The sequence below is a fragment of the Puniceibacterium sp. IMCC21224 genome, from assembly GCF_001038505.1.
Lineage (GTDB): Bacteria > Pseudomonadota > Alphaproteobacteria > Rhodobacterales > Rhodobacteraceae > Puniceibacterium.
The window spans coordinates 434,968-454,057 of record NZ_LDPY01000001.1 but is presented as its reverse complement, the minus strand read 5'-3'; the positions used below and the strand labels follow the sequence as shown (position 1 = coordinate 454,057).

The window sequence follows — 19,090 nt, the reverse complement described above, 5'->3', positions numbered from 1 at the left end:
ATGCCGCTACCCAGCCGCCAGAACCTGTTATGCGGCACGCCGCGCCTCTTGTAGGAATCTGACCGTGGTCATTCTCTCTCTTATTGCCCGTGCCGGTGGCCTGAACCCCGAACTGGCCGTCTCACTGCGTAACGCCCTGGGGGGCGGTGATCTACAATGGCTCGCGCCGGACGAAGCCGCGGAATTTACCCTTGGCACCGCCCCGGGCCACGTCGCACAGATCTGGCAGGATTTGCAGACACAGGGCGTTGACCTGAATCTGCTCCCGGCCCAAAACCGGGCTAAACGCGTGCTGCTTGCTGATATGGACAGCACGATGATTCAGCAGGAATGCATCGATGAACTGGCGGACGCCGCCGGTGTCGGAGCGCAGGTCAAAGAGATCACCGCGCGCGCAATGAACGGAGAGCTGGATTTTGAAGGTGCGCTGACCGAACGCGTGGCACTGCTGCGGGGACAGCCAGAAGCGCTTATTGCGCAAGTCCTGGAAAGCCACATCACATTGATGCCCGGAGGTGCCACACTACTGACCACGATGAAAGTGCAAGGCGCGTATGCCGCACTGGTATCCGGTGGTTTCACCGCCTTCACGTCGCGCGTCGCAGCACAGTTGGGCTTTGATGAAAATCGCGCCAATATGCTCGAGTCTGAAGCAGGCTTCCTGACCGGCACAGTCGCGCGTCCCATCCTTGGTCGCGATGCCAAAGTTCAAGCGCTGAACGAAATCTCGGCACGGCTGGGCCTGACGCCCGCCGATGTCCTTGCAGTCGGCGACGGGGCCAATGACCTGGGCATGCTTGACGCGGCCGGTTTGGGCGTAGCGTTGCACGCCAAACCTTCCGTTCAGGCGCAATGCCAAGTGCGGGTGAATCACGGAGACCTCACGGCACTCCTATTTCTTCAGGGCTTCGCCAAAAGCGATTTTGCCACCTGACCAGCGGCGCGGCGCAAAACTTTTAAAAAGTTTTGCCAAGAGTTTTTCGAAAACTCTTGGGTGATCAACTGCAAGGTCAGGAAAGAAGCCCCGCAGCCGGGCGGATTTGTCCGGTGATCATTCCGCGCCGGTTCATGATGTCGGGGTTTAGGAATGCGGCCACTGTTGGGTCAGCCGCATCGACCACATCTAAACGCACCAACAGTGCCGCCAGAGCGCATTCCGACGCACGCGTTGCGCCATCCTGCACCTTGAGTGCCAGTCCCATCCCGCGTTCCGGTAGGATGGCGACAAAATAACCTTCGGCCCCAGTCTTCAATGCAATCTGTTCCTTTGCCGCGCCCATCAGCAAGGTGCAGGCGCGGCCAGTACCCGCCACCATTTCGGGTTGGTTGTACATCGCCGTGGTCAGCCGCGCAGCGGCGGCGCTCAGCGGGTCGAACCGCGTTCTGGCAGACGCGAAAAACGCCATCGCGCGCGCCATGGCGTGCAGGGTCGTGGCATGGTTCGGGGCTGAGCATCCGTCGATACCAAATCCATCCGAATCACGACCTGTTACAGTTTCGAACGCATCAAGGCAGGCCATCTGCACCGGATGATCTGGCGCGACATATTCCGGCCCGGCCCCAAGATGCTGCGCCAGCGTCAAAAACCCCGCGTGTTTGCCGGAGCAATTGTTGTGCAACTGGCACGGAGCCTGGTCATGCCGGATCATCTCGCGCGCCAGATCGGGGTCGCGGGTCACCTCTGCACCACAACGCAAATCACCTTCAGTCAGCCCCAGATCGCCGAGCCAGGCCTGCACCGCCTCAACATGCATCGGCGCGCCCTGATGTGAGGCGCAGGCCAGCGCTAGCTGACGCTCTGTCAGTCCCCGTGCATCCGCTGCACCCGAAGTGATCAGCGGCAGCGCCTGAATCATCTTGGACGAGCTACGCGGAAGCGCCACAGCTTCGGGATCCCCCCAGGCCTCGACAATCTCTCCGCCCGCGTCACAGATCACCGCATGGCCCAGATGCAGGCTTTCGGCAAAGGGTCCGCGCCAGATTTCGGCCAGGGGGGCGGGGGATCGGGTCATGAGGTCCTCACTTCTAAGCGATATTCTGCCAACAGGGCTTTCGCGGGGTCGGTATTTCAGGCTATTCTGTCCGGGTCGAGAAAAAAACTGTTGCGCGGCAGCATAAGCCGGAACACCAAGGGCGCAACTTTGAGTATTGAGGGCAAAGGCAGCTGGAGGCTGGACGTATGAATTCATTCAAGACACGTGTCTTGACCGGAGCTTTCGCGGCGCTGGCCGCAACCACTGCGTCAGCGCAGGAAGAAAGCAACAATCGTGTGGACGCCATGACCGACTGGTCGGTGTTCGAAGAACAGACCCCGCGGGAATGCTGGGCTGTGACCACCTACAAGGAAAGCGTGAACACCAAGGATGGCCGTGTCGTCGCCGTGACACGCGGCGAAATTCTGCTGATGGTGTTTTTCCGCCCTGCCGCTGGGGTAACCGGTCAGGTTGCGTTCACTGGCGGCTATCCCTTTGCAGACGGATCGACGGTCAACGTCAATGTGGGCGGTACTGAGTTCGAGCTGTTTACCGAGGGCGAATGGGCCTGGCCCGCCAGTCCGGCGGATGATGCCAAGCTGATCACTGCGCTGAAGCGCGGAACCGACGCTGCCGTAAGCGCGCGATCGTCGCGCGGTACGGCGACCAAGGATACCTTTTCGTTGCTTGGCTTTACCGCTGCTGTCGAGGATGCAGAGAAGCGCTGCGCCAGTTGATCCGTCGCCCCTGATGCCGTGTCAAAACGGTCAGGTCGTGTTGGTTGCAACGCAGTGAGTGCGTATTTGGAAAGAGAAGAAGCCTAGGGCAGGACCTTGTGCCACGCCCTTTTTGCTTTGGATTCGGACGCGCGTTCTGGTAGGGACCGGGCTTGTTTTTCGAGGATGCGACCGATGACTGCGACCACGCCGATCACCCAGGATGTTCTGACGATCCCCCGCAAACTGCCGGAGGGACCACAGAACCTTGTCGGGATGACCCGCGATGCCATGCGCGAAGCGCTGATTGCTGCCGGGACCCCGGAAAAGCAGGCCAAGATGCGCGTCAATCAGGTCTGGCAATGGGTCTATCACTGGGGCGTGCGCGATTTCGACGCGATGACCAATCTGGCCAAACCGTTCCGCGCCCTGCTGGCGGAGCGATTCGTGATCTCTCTGCCTGAAGTGGTGACCAAACAGGTCTCGGACGATGGCACGCGCAAATTTCTGGTGCGGATCGCCGGCGGGCACGAGGTTGAAGTGGTTTATATTCCCGAAACTGACCGGGGTACGCTGTGCATCTCGTCTCAGGTTGGCTGCACGCTGACATGTTCGTTCTGCCACACCGGCACGCAAAAGCTGGTGCGCAACCTGACGGCCGCCGAAATTGTCGGTCAGATCATGCTGGCCCGTGACGATCTGGGTGAATGGCCGCAGCCCGGCGCTCGCAAGGATGAGACACGCCTGCTGTCCAATGTTGTGCTTATGGGCATGGGTGAACCGCTGTATAATTTCGACAATGTCCGAGATGCGATGAAAATCGCCATGGATCCCGAAGGCATCAGTCTGTCGCGCCGCCGCATCACTCTGTCCACTTCGGGTGTCGTACCGGAAATCGCCAAGACCGCCGAACAGATCGGCTGCCTGCTGGCTGTGTCCTTTCACGCCACCACGGACGAGGTGCGCGACAAGCTGGTACCGATCAACAAACGCTGGAACATCGAGACGCTGCTGAACACCTTGCGCGACTATCCGCGAGTCTCGAACTCGGAACGCATCACCTTTGAATACGTTATGCTCAAGGGTGTGAATGACAGTGATGAAGACGCCCATCGTCTGGTCGAACTGATCAAGGGTATCCCGGCCAAGATCAACCTGATCCCGTTCAACGAATGGCCAGGAGCGCCCTATCAGCGGTCGTCGGGCAATCGTATCCACGCCTTTGCGGACATCATCTACAAGGCCGGTTATGCCAGCCCGATCCGCACCCCCCGGGGCGAGGATATCATGGCGGCCTGCGGCCAGCTCAAATCCGCCACGGAACGCGCCCGAAAATCGCGCGCGCAGGTCGCCGCCGAAACAGGCCAAGGCTGAGGGCGCAAGGTCAGCCCTTTGGCGGCGAATGCACGTCCCGTTTTACCGCAACGGTGTTGCAGCGCGCGCCGCAGACCGCCTGACGGGATGCTGCCTGGCCCATGCGGGAAAGCGCGCACAGTACCCGATTAAAATTATCAGGATTGACAAGACCCCCTGCGCCCGCGCATGTTTCGCCTATCTTATCCAAAGAGCCGCCACAGATGCAGCACACGTTCCTGACCGCCGATGACGGCCATCCCGTCACCATTGATCTGCGCGAACCCGAGGCGCAACTGATCACGATGCTCCGTTTCTGGACCAACGGTATCAGTGGCCAGTCAAGAGTCTGGAATTCCCTAAGCCACGATCTGGGGGCAGAGCGCGCCAGCGCCTGTCTGCTGGCCTTTGACGAAGTGCTGCGCCTGATACGGCAGCACGGATGGGGGCGTCTTACACCCGGTGCGCCGCAGGCGCCTCTGTCCGAGCAGGAACGCAACTTTGCCCGCTTTGTGCTGATGTGCGTCGAGGCGGACCGCGAAGAGGCGCTGCAACACGCGCTCTTTTTGGTGACACCTGCAGCGATGTTGCCGTTGTTTCTGGCCGCCGGGCGGTTGGGTCTGCCACTGATCTGCCGCGAAAGCCGTTGCCGCCTACAACGAGCGATGCGTGACGGCTGACAACCGGCGGCGTCTCACCGACCCTTAGGCGCCTGCACTTGACCTTCTTGTTGTGGGAACCTTTATGTCAGGGGTACGTAACCCGAGGGGACAGCCATGAACATTGGTGAAGCGGCCAAACATGCGGATCTGCCGCCCAAGACGATCCGCTATTACGAAGACATTGGCCTGATCAAACCATTGCGTGACACCAATGGCTATCGCGCCTTTCGTGATCAGGATCTTCACAAGCTGGCGTTTCTCAGCCGCGCCCGTACTTTGGGGTTTACCATTGACGATTGCCGAACGCTGATGGCGCTCTACGCGGACGAAACCCGCGCCTCGTCGGATGTGAAACGGGTCGCCCAACAGCATCTGCAGCAGATTGACGACAAAGTTGCGCAGCTTCAGGCGATGCGGACCACTCTGGCAGACCTTGTCCACGCCTGCGCCGGGGATAGCCGCCCCGATTGCCCGATTCTCAGCGATTTGGCCGCCAACGACTAATCCCACCCCCGCGATGCAGGAGTTAATCTGCGCCCGGCCCGCTGCATCAGATCGAAGTTACGGCACCCCACTGAACGTGAGGTGCCCGACGTCGCCCGTTCTTTGAGCCTCTGCAAATGTGGCGCATTGCGCACCATCCATACCTCCATCAGCTGCGCCCTTCGCGCAGCCAGGCGCCGACGATCAACCCCGCCGCGAGCAGCAGAACCAACCACGCAGGCAGCAACGGCGTCTGCGTCACGTCCATCGTCTCGAAGGCGTTGCGCGGAGTCAGGCCGATCCAGCCACGTCCCGCAGCGGGACGTCCGGCACTGACCTCGCGGATCGCGGGCACCCCATCCTCTAGCCGGGGCGCTCCGCCACGCACCGCATCGATCACCGGTTCCAGCAATGTGGCGGTCGCGATGGTCTGCTCGAACTCGCGCGGCGCAGCAGGGCCGAGGCCGATTACGGCACTCTCATCACCCTCTTGCAGGCGGTAGAGGCCAATCTCTTCCCCCTGATACAGGGCTTCGAACCGGCCAGGACTGACTTCGGTCAGGGGCACCTCTTCGGTGCTGCCATCCGGTCGGGTTATCGTCACGGCGCCGACCGTTTCCCCGAGTGTGCGCCGAATGATGCGCATGGTTTGGCCCGCCGGTTCAGCCCAGAGCGCCTCTTCCTCAAGCTCGGGTTCTTTCATCATCCAATGCGCCAGCCGTCGCAGCAATTCGAGTTGCGGCCCGCCGCCCTCAAACCCGCGCGACCAAAGCCACGCCTGATCCGACGCCATAAGCGCCACCCGCCCCTCACCCACACGATCAAGGATCAGCAGCGGTTTGTCGTCGACACCAGACATGACGACATTGGCGGTGTCGTTCGGTTCCACCTCGATCTGGCGCAACCAGCGGCCCCACGTGCCTTCTCCCGTCATGCCGTTGGTGACCGGATGTCGCTGCCCCAGATCAGTCACCACCGGGCGGTAGCCCTCGTCAATCACCCGTGCTGTCGGGGCAGCGGGCAGAATTTCCGACAGCGGCGACCGATACAGACTGTCGGCGCTGGCAAAATCCGGCCCGGCAGCAATCAGAACCGCACCTCCCTGCTCGACATAATTGCGTACATTGTCTAGGTAGATCGACGGCAAAATCCCGCGGCGCTTGTAGCGGTCAAAGATAATCAGATCGAAATCTTCGATCTTTTCCAGAAACAGCTCGCGCGTGGGAAAGGCGATCAGCGACAGTTCCGTGACCGGCACGCCGTCTTGTTTTTCAGGCGGACGCAGGATGGTGAAATGCACCAGATCAACCGAGGAATCCGACTTCAGCAGGTTGCGCCATGTGCGCCCTCCAGCATGGGGTTCGCCCGACACCAGCAGCACCCGCAGGCGGTCGCGCACGCCATTTATCTGCACGAGGGCGGTGTTATTGCGGTCGGTCAACTCACCCTCAGCTTCGGGCACGGTGAACTGGATGACGTTCAACCCGCCATGTGGCAGCGGCACCGGCAGCTCGAATTCCTGCCCGATCGGCATCTCAAAGACCTGTGGTTCACCGCCATCAACCGAGATTTCCAGCGTGGTGCTTAGCGCCGACGGGGCTGCGCCGTCATCTTCGACCATCAGAGTCAGGATGACAGGTTCGCCCAGAATCGCAAAAGCCGGGGCGTTCTTGACGATCAGCCGCCGGTCCCAGTCAGTTTCGCGGCCGGTCATCAGCAGATGCAGCGGCGCGGGCAGGTCGGGCGCCCGTTCCAGATCATGCAGACGACCATCGGACAGCAACAAAATGCCGGCGATTCGCGAACGGGGTTCTTCGGCCAGCGCTTCGTTTAGGGCGGTCATCAGCAGGGTGCCTGCGTCGCCTTCGCCGTCACCAACATTGACTCTACGCACCTCGGTATTTGGACGGGCAGTCAACCGTGCCTCAAGCGTTGTGGCGGCGTCGGCGGTGACGCCCGCGCGTTCGGCCAGCGACTGGCTGGCGCTTTGATCCACCAGCATCAGCACAATATCGGATAGCGGCGCGCGATCCTCGACCTGATAAGACGGCTGCGACAGGGCGGCGACCAGCACCAGCCCGGTCAGCGCCCGCAACCACCAGCCCGACAGCCCACGCCACAAGGCAAGCGCCACCCCCAGCACAGCCAAGGCCGCAAGGACCGCGATCAACGGCCATGGCAAAAGTGGATCAAAAACGATGGTTCCGGTCATCACTGCCCCAATCGATCGAGCAGGGCGGGCACATGCACCTGATCGGATTTATAGTTTCCGGTCAGCACATGCATGACCAAATTGACGCCAAAGCGGTAGGCGATCTCGCGCTGACGTTCGCCGGCAAAGCCGCGCCCGATCGGCACCAGCGGGTTGCCGCGCGTGTCCATCGCCCAGGCCGACGCCCAGTCGTTGCCACCAATCACCACGGGCGTCACATTGTCGTTGAGGTTGCGGAACGGCATTCCTTCGATCAACTCGGCGTCGGGCGGGGCGGCTTCGACCCAGACATCGCGGGCGGTGAAGCGGCCGGGGAAATCCTGCAGCAGGTAAAAAGTGCGGGTCAGGACGTGGTCCTGTGGGATCGGCTCCAGCGGTGGAATATCCAGCGGTGCGGCCAGCGCCTGAAGTTTGCGGCCATTGGGGCTGCTGGTGCCAAACCGGGCGATATCGCTGTCGCGAGTATCGAACAGGATCATCCCACCCGAGCGCAGATAGGTGTTCAGCTTGGCATAAGCCTCGTCTGACGGGGTTGGTTGTGACGGCGTGACTGGCCAATACAAGATCGGAAAAAACGCCAGCTCATCCGTCTCAAGGTTCACCGCCATTGGGTCCGACGGTTCGACCGAGGTGCGAAAAAACAGCGTTTCCGACAGCCCGCGCAACCCGGCATGCGCCAGATCATCCAGTTGCGCATCGCCGGTAATGACATGCGCCAGCACCAGTTCCGACGTCGCGGCAAGGGCAAAGGCATCCTGCGCGCGTCCCAGCTGCGGGATTACCAGTAGCAACGCCAGAACCGGCGTCACCACCCGCGCTCTGCGCAACCTTCCCGACAGCGTCAGCGATGCGATCACATCTGCCAGCAGCAACAATGTCGCCAAACCGAGCAACCAGCCCGACAGCGGTGTTTCCCGGGAATGGGTCAGCCCCTCAACCGGGATGCCGGGGGGCCATGCGGCGGCGGCCAGCACGGTTTCGGCTGAAATCACGTTGCGGGCCAGACTGCGGTCGCTGCCCGAATAGAGTCCAGGGCGCAGGTCAGGACCAAGCGGCGAGATCACCAGATCCTCACCCGCGACGCCGGGCAGAGTGCCACCATCGCGTTCGGCACCAAAGGCGTCGAGGACGGTCTCCGGCTGCCAGACCGTGCCGACCAAATCGTCAGCCTCGGGCGTGGTGGGGGTCGACGATACCGCCATGCGTTCCAGCATCTGCACGAACAGGCCCGATAGCGGCAGCGACGACCATTCGGCGTTGGCCGAGACGTGAAACAGCACCACCTGCCCCTGACCGATCCGTTTGCGTGTGACCAGCGGTGTGCCGTCGGTCAGTTGCGCAATAACCCGGTCCGCCAGCGTCGGATCGGGCTGTGCCATGACCTGCGCAGTTACTGTGACATCCGCCGGTATCGCCAGTCCGGCAAAGGGGCTTTGGGTATCAAACGGGGCCAGCGATTTGGGTTCCCCCCAGCTCATCGCGCCACCGACGCTGCGCCCACCGGCGCGCAGGCGCACGGGCATCAGCGGATCCTCAGCGTCGCGACTGACATCCGACGCAGCAAGGCGCGGCCCGGCAAAGCGCAGCAGCAGCCCGCCCTTGTCGATCCAGTCCAGCAGCGTCTCTTGCTCTGCGCCGCCGAGTGTCGCGACATCGGCCAGCACGATAACATCCGGGTTGGCGGGCAGGATATCCAGCAGCGCCCCGTCCAGCAGATCGGCAGTCGGTTCCAGCGCGCGGTGCAGGTAGTGCAACGGCGAAAGAAGCTCCAGCCCTTCGCGATCCTCACGACCTGCGATCAGCGCGACTTCGCGTCGGCGCAGGCTGTCATCGGGCAGGCTGACGGCACCGGCGCTGCGGGTGCCCTCGACTTCGAACCGTGTGATGCGGGCGCGCAATTCGGACGGCAGCGACAGCTCGGTTGTGGCGTTGATCGCGTCGGGTTCGAATGTTACTGACACGCGGGCCAACGTCGCGGGGTTGCCGGCGGGGTCAAGACCCTGCGCGACCACGGCCACCTCGGATGCGGTGCCGGGGCGCAGGCGGCGCAGGGTCAGCGCGACGTTGCCCTCGGCAAAGCCTGCGGGCTCCAAGGCATAAAGGCTGCGGGGGGATTCAAAGACGGTGACATTGCCCTGCGCCTCAAGCGCCGACAGCAGGGGCGCGCGGCCGTCGCGGGCCAGCCCGTCGGACAGCCAGTAGGTGTCAAAACCGGTTGTGGGCAGCAGGGTCGCCATGCGGGTCATGCGGGCAGCGTCCGGCTCCCATGGTTCCGGCATTACACCACTCAGGCGCGTGCGCCAGCTGTCGGCGGTCTGAAATTGCGGTGCCTCGGGCGCGGTCAGCCGAACCAGCGCCACCGGCCGGTCGTCGCGCGCGGCACGGGTCAACAGCGCATCCATCGCCTCGACCCGCGCGCGCCAATCCGCGGCGCTGGCCCAGCTCGCGTCCATCAGAACCAGTAGCGGCGCATTGCCGCCTGCCTGCGCCTTGTCCTCGGGATTCAGCACCGGACCGGCAAGGCCGATGATCACCGCCGCCACGGCAAGCATCCGCAGCAACAGCAGCCACCAGGGTGTGCGGTCGCTGACCTGCTCTTCGTCCTTGAGGCCGAGCAACAGCACCACGCCGGGAAACAGCCGCCGGATCGGCGCAGGTGGCACCGCGCGCAGGATCAGCCACAGCACCGGCAGCGCCAGTAACCCCAGCAAAAGCCAGGGGGTCACAAAGCCTAGTGCGCCAAACAGGGTCATCCGTGGCCTCCGTCCATGGCGCGATAGACCCACAGCAGGGCCGATTGCGCTGAAGTATTGGTGTGGTGGCACTCGTATTGCCAGCCGGTCAGGCGGCAGAGTTGTTCCAGCCGCGCCTTGCGGGCGGCGAGCCGTTCCAGATACCGTGCGCGCAGATCCCCAGCCTTGAGCGTCTCATGCGCCAGCGATTTGCCGACGCTTTCAAAGATTGTGCGCCCCTCGAACGGAAACGCCTCTTCGGCGGGGTCGAGCACCTGTAGAAGCGCGCCCCGCACCCCGCGATCCGCAGCCTTGGTCAGCGCGGCCTCGACCGGTTCCAGATCACCGAGGAAATCCGAGACAAAGATCGCGCGGGCATGGGGCAGCATCCCCCGCGCCTCAGGTTCGCTGTAATCGGCGTCGTCGTCGGTACTAAACGCCTCGGCCAATCTCAGGATCTGCTGCTCGCCACGTCGGGGGGGCAGCGACCAGCCGGTCAGGCCCACACGTTCGCCGCCCCGAATCAGCAGGATCGTGGTGGCCAGCATCAGCAGGCGGGCGCGCTCACCCTTGGTCGGAAGGTCTTTGGCCGAGGTAAAGCGCATCGACGCCCCCTGATCGAGCCAGGCGATCACACTCTGGGCGATTTGCCATTCGCGTTCGCGCACAAACTGCCCATCGCTGCGCGCTGAACGACGCCAGTCGATACTACGCAGAGAATCGCCGGTTTGCAGCGGGCGGTATTGCCAGAAATCATCCCCCATCCCTGAGCGCCGCCGCCCATGATCGCCAAACATGACCGTGCCCGCCAGATGCTCGGCGCGCGCCAGCAGCGCCGGAAGGCGGCTCGCCTCTTCCTGTGCGCGTTGCCGCAGGGCGAGGGCTGGTTTCACGCAGCCGCCTCTTGGCGCATCATGCCGTCCGCCACCATGTCGATCAGCGCGCCCAGATCCTCACCCCGCGCGCGGGCGGAAAAGGTCAGCGCCATGCGGTGCGTCAGCACCGGGCGTGCCATGTTCAGCACATCCTCTGGCGACGGGGCGAGCCGACCCTGCAACAGCGCGCGGGCGCGAACCGTCATCATCAGCGCCTGCGCCGCACGTGGGCCGGGGCCCCATGCCACGGTGTCGCGGACCCGTTCCCCCGCCGACGGATCGTCAGGCCGAAAGGCACGCACCAGATCCAGGATCATCTCAACCACAGCATCGCCCACCGGCATCCGCCGCAGCAGTCGCTGCGCCGCGACCAGAGTGGCACCATCGAACACCTGATGCGCCTGCGCCTCTTCGGTGCCGGTTGTGGCCAGCAGGATGTCGCGCTCAGTCTTGCGATCCGGATAGGCCACGTCGATCTGAACAAGGAAACGGTCAAGCTGGGCCTCGGGCAGGGGATAGGTACCTTCCTGCTCAATCGGGTTCTGCGTCGCCAGCACATGGAACGGCGCATCGAGCGGACGGTTCTGGCCCGCCACCGTGACAACCTTCTCCTGCATCGCCTGCAACAGTGCCGACTGGGTGCGGGGCGAGGCGCGGTTGATCTCGTCCGCCATCAGAAGTTGGCAAAAGATTGGGCCGGGGATGAATTTGAACGCACGGCTGCCGTCGCTGCCGGTTTCCAGCACTTCGGACCCCAGAATGTCGGCCGGCATCAGGTCGGGTGTGAACTGCACCCGCTTGCCATCCAGCCCCATCACCGTGCTCAGCGTTTCGACCAGCCGGGTCTTGCCCAGTCCGGGCAGGCCGATCAGAATCGCATGGCCGCCACACAGCAACGCCGACAGCGTCAGGTCAACGACCCGCTCCTGTCCGATGAACCGTTTGGTGATCGCTTGCTTGGCCTCAGCCAATTTCCCTTCCAGCGCCTCGATTTCGGCGACCAGATCGTCGGCTTCGGCCATGACATTGCTCCCTTGAACGCTAAACTCTGTTATGAGTGTATCGCGCAGCGAGGAAATGGCAAAAGCAATGAGCACACAAAATGTTGTAACCCCGTCGGCGGAAGGGATCGCTGCCTCAGTTCGCGCCACAAAAGGTCGTGGCCTGCCGCCGGTCCATTTGTGGAACCCGCCGTTCTGCGGCGATCTGGACATGCGTATCGCCCGCGACGGGACCTGGTTTTATCTGGGCACGCCTATCGGGCGGCCTGCGCTGGTGCGGCTGTTCTCGTCCATCCTGAAACGCGAGGGCGACAGCTATTTCCTGGTTACGCCGGTGGAAAAGGTGGGGATCACCGTCGATGACGCCCCGTTTGTTGCGGTCGATTTTGAGGCCGAGGGCAAAGGCAAAGAACAGAAGCTGACGTTCCACACCCATGTCGGCGATGTGGCCGTCGCAGGCCCCGATCACTCGATCCGTGTTGATCGCGACCCTGAAACGTCCGAACCGTCGCCCTATATCCTCGTCCGTAGCAACCTTGAGGCGCTTATCGACCGCAAAAGCTTTTACCGGCTGGCAGATCTGTGTGCGCATCACGAGGTTGCGGGCGCGCGCTGGTTTGGCCTGTGGTCGCAGGGCTCATTCTTTCCAATGATTCCATCCGATGAGTTGCCTGACTGAAGGCCGCTGATCCGACGGCGAATGACTGGCCCTGTCAATACCAAACGGCGTCAATAGATTGACGATTGCGCTGAGGCTGCTACCAAAGCGGTCATGCTGGATATCTTCCTCAAGACGCTGCCATTTTTCGCCCTGATAGGGCTGGGTTACATGGCCGGGCGCACACGCTTTTTTACCGAAGCGGCGACGGCCAGCCTGACCAAGTTCGTGTTTTATTTCGCCCTCTCCGCGATGCTGTTCCGGTTTTCAGCGAACCTGAGCTTTGGCGAGATTTTTGATGCGCGATTGGCAGCGGCCTATCTCTGGGGAACGGCGTTTGTTTATGGCGTTGCGACCGCTGTGGCATTTCTGCGCGGACTGGACGTGCGCACCGCCGCGATCGAAGCGCAATGTGCCGCCATCGGCAACACCGGGTTTCTGGGCGTGCCGATGCTGGCGCTGCTGCTGGGGCAAGAGGCCGTTGGCCCGATCATCCTGATTCTGGCAATCGATCTGATCGTATTTTCGTCTCTTTTGGTGATCCTGGTGACCGGGTCGCAGGACGGCAAAATGTCGGCAGGGGTGTTGCGAACCGTGAGCCTTGGGCTGGTCAAAAATCCGATGATCGTGTCCATCGTTCTGGGCCTTGCCGTTTCAGGCTCTGGTCTGCCGGTGCCGGTCCCGGTCAACGAATTCCTGACGACGCTGGGGAATGCGGCCACGCCCGGCGCATTGTTCGCCATCGGCGCGTCGCTGGCTAGCAAATCGGCCGAACGGATCCAAATCGCGGGCTGGCTGAGCTTTTGCAAACTCATCCTTCATCCATTGTTCGTTGCGGCCGGGGCATACCTTTTCTTCCCGGTCACACCGTATCAGGCGGTTGTTGTCGTGTCGGCCGCAGCGTTGCCAGTGGCGGGCAACGTGTTCATCCTTGCCCAACACTATGGCGTGGCCCCACAGCGGGTGTCGGCGGCAATTCTGGTGTCCACCGCGCTAAGCATCGTCACGGTTTCGGCTGTCATTGCCTGGGTCACTGGCGGTGCGGTCGGCGGCTGATGGGGGTTGTCGGACAGAACACCCTGCGGTAGCCAAACTGACAAATGATCAGAGGACAGACATGAAAATTGTATCAGAAAATCGCTGCCATGGCGGCGTGCAGGGTGTCTACTCTCATGCCTCGGACTCCACTGCGGGCGACATGACCTTTGGCCTGTTCCTGCCAGAAGAGGCTAGCCAAGGCCCCGTTCCGGTACTGTGGTATTTGTCGGGACTGACCTGCACCCACGAAAACGCAATGACCAAGGCCGGTGCCCAGGGATGGGCCGCAGAGCAGGGCATCGCCCTTGTCTTTCCCGACACCAGCCCGCGCGGCGAAGATGTTGCCGACGATGACGCCTATGATCTGGGGAAAGGCGCGGGTTTTTACGTAAATGCGACCCAAACGCCGTGGGCCCCGCACTTTCGTATGTGGGATTATCTTGCAGACGAACTGCCCACCCTGCTGGGGCGCGAATTTGCGATCGATCTCGAACGGCAGGCGATCACCGGCCATTCCATGGGCGGGCATGGCGCCCTGACGCTGGCGATGGGCCTTCCCGGGCGGTTCCGCTCGGTCTCGGCGTTTGCGCCAATCGCCAACCCGACTCAAAGCGCGTGGGGGCAGAAACAGCTGAACGCCTATCTGGGCGACGACAAGGGACAATGGAGCAAGCATGACGCGAGCCTGCAAATGGCCGAGGTCGGGTTTGACGGCCCGGTCCTGATTGACCAGGGCAGTGCCGATCAGTTCCTCGACCTGCTTCGGCCCGAAACACTGGCCGAAGCAATGGTCAGGCGTCGCCAAGAGGGACTCTTGCGGATGCAAAAAGGCTACGATCACAGCTATTTCTTCATGGCGAGCTTTATGGAGGATCACGTCACCTTTGCGGCTGAGGCGCTGTACACGTGACCGCAGTCTACATCGACGCGGACGCCTGCCCTGTCAAGGAAGAGGCCGAGCGGGTGGCCACACGGCACGGTGTGCGGATGTATTTGGTCGCCAATGGCGGTCTTCGCCCGCCACGCAATCCGCTGGTCGAACTGGTGGTGGTGCCGGACGGACCCGACGTGGCTGACATGTGGATCGCAGACCGCGCAGGCCCCGGCGATGTGGTTGTAACCGGGGACATCCCGCTGGCCGCAAAATGTGTGGCCGCTGGCGCTCGGGTGTTGCGCCACAACGGCGACGCGTTCACCCCGGCCAACATCGGGCAACAACTGGCGATGCGGGATCTCATGACAGACCTGCGGGCGGCAGACCCGTTCCGGCAGGGCGGCGGGAAAGGCTTTACAAAGGCGGACCGGTCCCGTTTCCTTGAGGCGCTGGAGCGGGAACTACGGGCCGCACAACGGTGACATCGGGCCGCACAGCTTTTGAGCGAGGATAGCGAGGGCAGGATGACACCACAGGCAGTGATTTTCGATATCGGCAACGTACTGATCGAATGGCAGCCCGAGCGGTTTTTTGATCGCGTCCTGGGTGTTGAACAGCGCAACGCGTTGTTCGCCGAGGTAAACCTTCACGCAATGAACGACGTGGTTGACCGCGGCGCGGATTTTCGTGACACGGTCTATGCCTGCGCCGAAACCTACCCCGCCTGGCGGGACGCAATCCGGATGTGGCACGACAACTGGCTGGATCTGGCCACGCCAGAGATTGCGCATTCGGTTCGCCTCTTGCGTGCTTTGCGAGTCAAAGCGGTGCCAGTCTTTGCACTGACAAATTTCGGCATCGGGACGTTTGCATTGGCAGAGCCGCGATATCCGTTTCTTGGCGAATTTGACCGGCGCTACATTTCGGCCCAACTGGGGGTGATCAAGCCCGATCCAGAGATCTATGCTATGGTTGAGGCCGATTGCGGGATTGCGCCACAGGCCCTGCTGTTCACTGACGATCGTGCCGATAATATCGCCGCCGCCAAGACACGGGGCTGGCAGGCGCACCTTTTTGAAGGACCTTTGGGGTGGGCGCAGGTGCTCGTCGATCAAGGATTGCTCACGCGGGAAGAGGCGGCATGAACACTCCTGTCATCATTCCCTTTGACCAAGGCGAAGCGCAGCTTGACTGGCTGGAGCTGACGGCTGCACTGGAGGCAGGGCATCTTTTGCCCAAGGCCGAGATTGCGGATACCTTTCTATATCGCGGCAAAGATACCCTGCTGAACCGGGCAGCCTGGATCGACGGAATGGGGCTGGCGGTCAAGTCGGCAACGATCTTTCCCGGCAATGCCGCGTTGGGGATGCCGGGGGTAAATGGTGCGGTGTGCCTGTTTTCCGACCGGGATGGCGGGCTCGAAGCTTATATCGACTTTCATCTGGTGACCAAATGGAAGACAGCAGGCGACAGCCTCTTGGCGGCGCGCAAACTGGCGCGGCCCGACAGTCGCGAAATCTTGATTGTTGGCGCGGGTACCGTGGCGGGCACGCTGATTGAAGCCTACAGCGCTGCCTTTCCAGCGGCGCGCTTTGCCGTATGGAACCGCACCCGCGCCGGGGCCGAGCGACTCGCGGCAAAGTTTCCCGGAGTACGGGTGGCCGACGATCTGGAGGCGGCAGTGACGCAGGCAGACATCATCACCTGTGCCACCATGACAACAGCGCCGGTGCTGCGTGGCGATTGGTTGCGCCCCGGCCAGCACGTCGATCTGATCGGCGCATATCGCCCCGACATGCGCGAGGCGGATGACACTGCGTTGCTTCGGTCGCGTGTCCACGTGGACAATATCGACACTGTTCTGGGCCATATCGGCGAACTGAAAATCCCATTGGCTCAGGGCGTCATCTCGCACGATCACGTCGTGGCAGACTACTACAATCTGTCCGCGTTTCGTCGCACGCCAGAGGATATCACGCTTTTCAAGAACGGTGGCGGCGCTCATCTCGATCTGATGGTGAGCCGATATATTCTTGATCAATGGCGCACGCGCTAAGTTTCAACTGACGTGCCCGGTCTGGATGCGAAAGCGATCCGATGAACCCGATCAAGCGCGTTCGGTTGGGCGCCTTGCCATATACTTGGTTGATAGAGTCTTCGATAGGCATGCCGCCCATCACGTGCACACCCCGATTACCGCCGACACCTTTGCTCTTGTACGCAAGTCGGCCATGCCGCGCCCGTGTCAACAACCTATCGGAAATGTCCGGCCCTCAGAGCCGGACACCTTCAATGTGAATTAGATCGGCAAAATGCCTGATCTATCCTCGCAACCTCAGTTGACGGCCTGCGCGTCAACGACATCTTTTCTGGTGCTTTCGGCCTTGGCAATCTCGATCCGGCGCGGCTTCAATGCCTCGGGGACCTCGCGGGCGAGGTCGATATGCAACATGCCATCCGCATGGCTGGCTCCGGTGACGCGAACGTGGTCAGCCAGCTGGAACCGACGTTCAAACGCCCGAGTGGCAATGCCCCTATGCAGAAAAGAACGGGCCTCGTTGGAGTCCGCCTTGCGGGCCGACACGATCAGCGCATGTTCCCTGACATCGACCGACAGGTCAGCGTCCGTGAAACCCGCAACAGCAATTGAGATGCGATACGCGTCGTCAGCGGTCTTTTCGATATTGTAGGGGGGATAGGTCGGCTGGGCCACATCGTTGGCCAGTACCCGATCCATCATGTCGGCGATCTGGTCAAATCCGACGGTGGCACGGTAAAGTGGTGCAAAATCAAAGCTACGCATGGGTCATCCTCCAGTGAGCGATACCATTTTCGATAATCCGCCTTCCCGTCCCGGGACAAGCGGAGGTGATCCGAGGCCCATTGATTGGCGCCCCGATGGCAAGAATGTGGGTAGGGTTTTGCGGGTTTCAAGGCCCGCGATCAGTGTCAGGGTCGCACGAACCGCGCACCATTTCCGGTCATGCGCTGGCCAACGCTGACCCGGCGCGCGCCCGCCGAAATCCGAGGCTGCGAGTCTGCGTTGGTCAGTTCACGCATCAAACCAGACACCACCTCTGGGAGTGACATGCCGTAGGCAGTGCTGTGACCCGAACCCAGATCGGTACCTGCCGAAATCAACGATAGGATCCGCATCCGCCCCTGATCACGCACAAAAACCGGCGCGCCGGACGACCCAAAGGTCACATTGCAGTCAAACGACATCAATCCATCACGAAAGCGGCCAGTCACGGCACAATCAGGCTGACGTGACAGAACCTCTTCACGGCCCCGACCATAAGACACAACACTAACGGCATCACCGGAACTGACACCGTCAAAAAGCTTGAAAGGGTTGGCTTCGGCGCTGGAAATAGGCGCGGCGAGGCGCAGCAGCGCCACATCGTGAACAATCATATCGGACCGTATCAGCCCCCCCGAAGAGGCGTGATAGCCGGGCGCGACAGCGATACGCGCCACACGCCGATCCGCCATCGAGCCACCATTGCGATAGCCGGCCCGAAAGGTAATCCGGTCCCGCGCACTGCGCCCCGCCACGCAATGCGCCGCCGTCAGCACGATATCGGGCCCGATCAGCACGCCGGTACATAGGCCACCTGGCATGTCGATCCGGCCGACCCCCTCCCATCCCAGAATTTCACCCCGGCGCTGCATGACCAAAAGACCATCCGAGCTCTCAGCCGCAGCAGGCAGACCGAGCGAGCACACCAGGAGAAAAATAATATATTTCATGGCGTTATGAACTTTGCTCCGGTGTTCCTCGGGATGGCGCCTACGCGGCTGACGCCGGTAATACCAGTCGCAGCAAGGCCGTCTTTGCGGGCCAATACCTCTTTGATCAGCGCGATCGGGATTTCGAGCGTGGTGCCCAGCGACACCGGCTCGCCATTGGCTTCGGCTTTAGCAGAGACCACAGAAACGATGCGCGGTGTACCGGTATCAAAAGAAAAAACCGGAGAGCCAGAGCTACCAAAATCCACCTGACAGGTCAGAATCAGAACGCCCCGCTGCTGTGCCTTGACGTCGCAGATCTCTTGCAGGGACGGTGCCTCGGACCGGTTATGCGCATAGGAAACGACGCCGACGCGATCGCCGTTTTCAGGGCGGTGGTCTGTCTCGAACGGAACGATGCTGCCGTTGCGCACCGGATGCTGTAGTTCGAGCAGGGCCACATCCACGCGCACCCGATCAGCATCCGTAGCGCTGCGGTAATCGTAATCCGGGTGCGGTTCTGCGCGCCGCACCCGCCGGTAGGCCGCCGCGCGACCGTTGCGCCATCCGACAAGGAACTGCATCTGGTCGGCGGGCACACGCGCGCCAGTTTCGGGATTGAACAGGCAATGCGCCGCTGTCAGCACCAGCCCCGGTTCGATCAGGGCACCAGTGCAGAACGCCTCGCCTGCGATTTCGAGGCGGCCAACCGCCTCCCAATTGCGTCCGTCTTCGGCGCTCTCCATCAAGAACAGCCCGCTTTGCTGAGCCAGCAAAGGCG

Annotated in this window: 19 protein-coding genes; 11 read left to right on the top strand and 8 right to left on the bottom strand. The window is 62.0% G+C overall.

The genetic code is table 11. From position 1 onward, the window contains the following. The first annotated feature begins 64 nt into the window (after positions 1–64). The gene (gene serB, locus IMCC21224_RS02190) at positions 65–934 is read left to right on the top strand and encodes a phosphoserine phosphatase SerB (protein ID WP_047993959.1); all 870 of its coding nucleotides are present in this window, start codon (positions 65–67) and stop codon (positions 932–934) included. A gap of 76 nt (positions 935–1,010) precedes the next feature. Here the strand turns inward: serB and IMCC21224_RS02185 are convergent, their stop codons facing one another. Further along, positions 1,011–2,012 (bottom strand): asparaginase, encoded by a 1,002-nt coding sequence (locus tag IMCC21224_RS02185; RefSeq protein WP_047993958.1) that lies wholly within the window; start codon positions 2,010–2,012, stop codon positions 1,011–1,013. A gap of 167 nt (positions 2,013–2,179) precedes the next feature. Between IMCC21224_RS02185 and IMCC21224_RS02180 the strand changes: the two genes are divergently transcribed. The 4 genes from IMCC21224_RS02180 to cueR all read left to right on the top strand — a co-directional run bounded on the left by IMCC21224_RS02180 (position 2,180) and on the right by cueR (position 5,208). Further along, positions 2,180–2,710 carry an invasion associated locus B family protein gene (locus IMCC21224_RS02180; RefSeq protein ID WP_047993957.1) on the top strand — a complete coding sequence of 177 codons (531 nt, stop codon included), beginning with the start codon at positions 2,180–2,182 and terminating at the stop codon, positions 2,708–2,710. Positions 2,711–2,884: 174 nt separating this feature from the next. Then, entirely contained in the window at positions 2,885–4,063 is a 1,179-nt protein-coding gene (gene rlmN, locus IMCC21224_RS02175; RefSeq protein ID WP_047993956.1) for a 23S rRNA (adenine(2503)-C(2))-methyltransferase RlmN, read from the top strand. A gap of 203 nt (positions 4,064–4,266) precedes the next feature. Then, positions 4,267–4,722 (top strand): hypothetical protein, encoded by a 456-nt coding sequence (locus IMCC21224_RS02170; protein ID WP_053078867.1) that lies wholly within the window; start codon positions 4,267–4,269, stop codon positions 4,720–4,722. Positions 4,723–4,818: 96 nt separating this feature from the next. Continuing rightward, complete coding sequence (cueR, locus tag IMCC21224_RS02165; RefSeq protein WP_047993955.1) at positions 4,819–5,208, top strand: Cu(I)-responsive transcriptional regulator; 390 nt, start codon at positions 4,819–4,821, stop codon at positions 5,206–5,208. Positions 5,209–5,356: 148 nt separating this feature from the next. Here cueR and IMCC21224_RS02160 read toward each other — a convergent pair whose 3' ends face one another. The 4 genes from IMCC21224_RS02160 to IMCC21224_RS02145 are packed head-to-tail and all read right to left on the bottom strand — an operon-like array spanning position 5,357 to position 12,028. After that, positions 5,357–7,399, bottom strand: coding sequence for a glutamine amidotransferase (locus tag IMCC21224_RS02160; protein WP_047993954.1), 2,043 nt, complete (start codon positions 7,397–7,399; stop codon positions 5,357–5,359). Further along, positions 7,399–10,152 carry a DUF4159 domain-containing protein gene (locus IMCC21224_RS02155; protein WP_047993953.1) on the bottom strand — a complete coding sequence of 918 codons (2,754 nt, stop codon included), beginning with the start codon at positions 10,150–10,152 and terminating at the stop codon, positions 7,399–7,401. The genes IMCC21224_RS02160 and IMCC21224_RS02155 overlap by 1 nt, the downstream gene beginning before the upstream one ends. Further along, on the bottom strand, positions 10,149–11,024 hold the full coding sequence (locus IMCC21224_RS02150; protein WP_047993952.1) for a DUF58 domain-containing protein: 876 nt from the start codon (positions 11,022–11,024) through the stop codon (positions 10,149–10,151). Before IMCC21224_RS02150 ends, IMCC21224_RS02155 begins: the two co-directional genes overlap by 4 nt. Continuing rightward, on the bottom strand, positions 11,021–12,028 hold the full coding sequence (locus IMCC21224_RS02145; RefSeq protein WP_047993951.1) for a MoxR family ATPase: 1,008 nt from the start codon (positions 12,026–12,028) through the stop codon (positions 11,021–11,023). Before IMCC21224_RS02145 ends, IMCC21224_RS02150 begins: the two co-directional genes overlap by 4 nt. 67 nt (positions 12,029–12,095) lie before the next feature. Here IMCC21224_RS02145 and IMCC21224_RS02140 point away from each other — a divergent pair, with 67 nt between their 5' ends. The 6 genes from IMCC21224_RS02140 (at position 12,096) to IMCC21224_RS02115 (ending at position 16,633) form a co-directional block, all read left to right on the top strand. After that, positions 12,096–12,686, top strand: a complete 591-nt coding sequence (locus IMCC21224_RS02140; protein WP_047993950.1) for a DUF1285 domain-containing protein — start codon at positions 12,096–12,098, stop codon at positions 12,684–12,686. 93 nt (positions 12,687–12,779) lie between these two features. After that, a complete protein-coding gene (locus IMCC21224_RS02135; protein WP_047993949.1) occupies positions 12,780–13,721 on the top strand; it encodes an AEC family transporter in 942 nt (313 codons plus the stop codon). A 61-nt stretch (positions 13,722–13,782) separates the two neighbouring features. Further along, positions 13,783–14,613, top strand: a complete 831-nt coding sequence (gene fghA, locus IMCC21224_RS02130; protein ID WP_047993948.1) for an S-formylglutathione hydrolase — start codon at positions 13,783–13,785, stop codon at positions 14,611–14,613. Next, positions 14,610–15,059 (top strand): YaiI/YqxD family protein, encoded by a 450-nt coding sequence (locus IMCC21224_RS02125; protein ID WP_047993947.1) that lies wholly within the window; start codon positions 14,610–14,612, stop codon positions 15,057–15,059. Before fghA ends, IMCC21224_RS02125 begins: the two co-directional genes overlap by 4 nt. Before the next feature lie 42 nt (positions 15,060–15,101). Then, a complete protein-coding gene (locus IMCC21224_RS02120; protein ID WP_047993946.1) occupies positions 15,102–15,722 on the top strand; it encodes an HAD family phosphatase in 621 nt (206 codons plus the stop codon). Continuing rightward, positions 15,719–16,633 (top strand): ornithine cyclodeaminase family protein, encoded by a 915-nt coding sequence (locus IMCC21224_RS02115; protein ID WP_047993945.1) that lies wholly within the window; start codon positions 15,719–15,721, stop codon positions 16,631–16,633. Before IMCC21224_RS02120 ends, IMCC21224_RS02115 begins: the two co-directional genes overlap by 4 nt. Before the next feature lie 279 nt (positions 16,634–16,912). Here the strand turns inward: IMCC21224_RS02115 and IMCC21224_RS02110 are convergent, their stop codons facing one another. The 3 genes from IMCC21224_RS02110 to IMCC21224_RS02100 form a co-directional block, all read right to left on the bottom strand. After that, positions 16,913–17,380: an Hsp20 family protein gene (locus IMCC21224_RS02110; RefSeq protein ID WP_047993944.1), complete on the bottom strand. Its 468-nt coding sequence runs from the start codon at positions 17,378–17,380 to the stop codon at positions 16,913–16,915. Positions 17,381–17,526: 146 nt separating this feature from the next. Further along, positions 17,527–18,330, bottom strand: a complete 804-nt coding sequence (locus IMCC21224_RS02105; protein WP_082135106.1) for a serine protease — start codon at positions 18,328–18,330, stop codon at positions 17,527–17,529. After that, on the bottom strand, positions 18,327–19,055 hold the full coding sequence (locus IMCC21224_RS02100; protein ID WP_082135105.1) for a serine protease: 729 nt from the start codon (positions 19,053–19,055) through the stop codon (positions 18,327–18,329). The genes IMCC21224_RS02105 and IMCC21224_RS02100 overlap by 4 nt, the downstream gene beginning before the upstream one ends. Between the last annotated feature and the right edge of the window lie 35 nt (positions 19,056–19,090).

Coding starts and splice junctions, on each gene's coding strand:
- IMCC21224_RS02185 (WP_047993958.1), bottom strand. CDS start 2,012: ATGACCCGATCCCCCGCCCCCCTGGCCGAAATCTGGCGCGGACCCTTT.
- IMCC21224_RS02180 (WP_047993957.1), top strand. CDS start 2,180: ATGAATTCATTCAAGACACGTGTCTTGACCGGAGCTTTCGCGGCGCTG.
- rlmN (WP_047993956.1), top strand. CDS start 2,885: ATGACTGCGACCACGCCGATCACCCAGGATGTTCTGACGATCCCCCGC.
- IMCC21224_RS02170 (WP_053078867.1), top strand. CDS start 4,267: ATGCAGCACACGTTCCTGACCGCCGATGACGGCCATCCCGTCACCATT.
- cueR (WP_047993955.1), top strand. CDS start 4,819: ATGAACATTGGTGAAGCGGCCAAACATGCGGATCTGCCGCCCAAGACG.
- IMCC21224_RS02160 (WP_047993954.1), bottom strand. CDS start 7,399: ATGACCGGAACCATCGTTTTTGATCCACTTTTGCCATGGCCGTTGATC.
- IMCC21224_RS02155 (WP_047993953.1), bottom strand. CDS start 10,152: ATGACCCTGTTTGGCGCACTAGGCTTTGTGACCCCCTGGCTTTTGCTG.
- IMCC21224_RS02145 (WP_047993951.1), bottom strand. CDS start 12,028: ATGGCCGAAGCCGACGATCTGGTCGCCGAAATCGAGGCGCTGGAAGGG.
- IMCC21224_RS02140 (WP_047993950.1), top strand. CDS start 12,096: ATGAGCACACAAAATGTTGTAACCCCGTCGGCGGAAGGGATCGCTGCC.
- IMCC21224_RS02135 (WP_047993949.1), top strand. CDS start 12,780: ATGCTGGATATCTTCCTCAAGACGCTGCCATTTTTCGCCCTGATAGGG.
- fghA (WP_047993948.1), top strand. CDS start 13,783: ATGAAAATTGTATCAGAAAATCGCTGCCATGGCGGCGTGCAGGGTGTC.
- IMCC21224_RS02120 (WP_047993946.1), top strand. CDS start 15,102: ATGACACCACAGGCAGTGATTTTCGATATCGGCAACGTACTGATCGAA.
- IMCC21224_RS02115 (WP_047993945.1), top strand. CDS start 15,719: ATGAACACTCCTGTCATCATTCCCTTTGACCAAGGCGAAGCGCAGCTT.
- IMCC21224_RS02110 (WP_047993944.1), bottom strand. CDS start 17,380: ATGCGTAGCTTTGATTTTGCACCACTTTACCGTGCCACCGTCGGATTT.
- IMCC21224_RS02105 (WP_082135106.1), bottom strand. CDS start 18,330: ATGAAATATATTATTTTTCTCCTGGTGTGCTCGCTCGGTCTGCCTGCT.
- IMCC21224_RS02100 (WP_082135105.1), bottom strand. CDS start 19,055: ATGGAGAGCGCCGAAGACGGACGCAATTGGGAGGCGGTTGGCCGCCTC.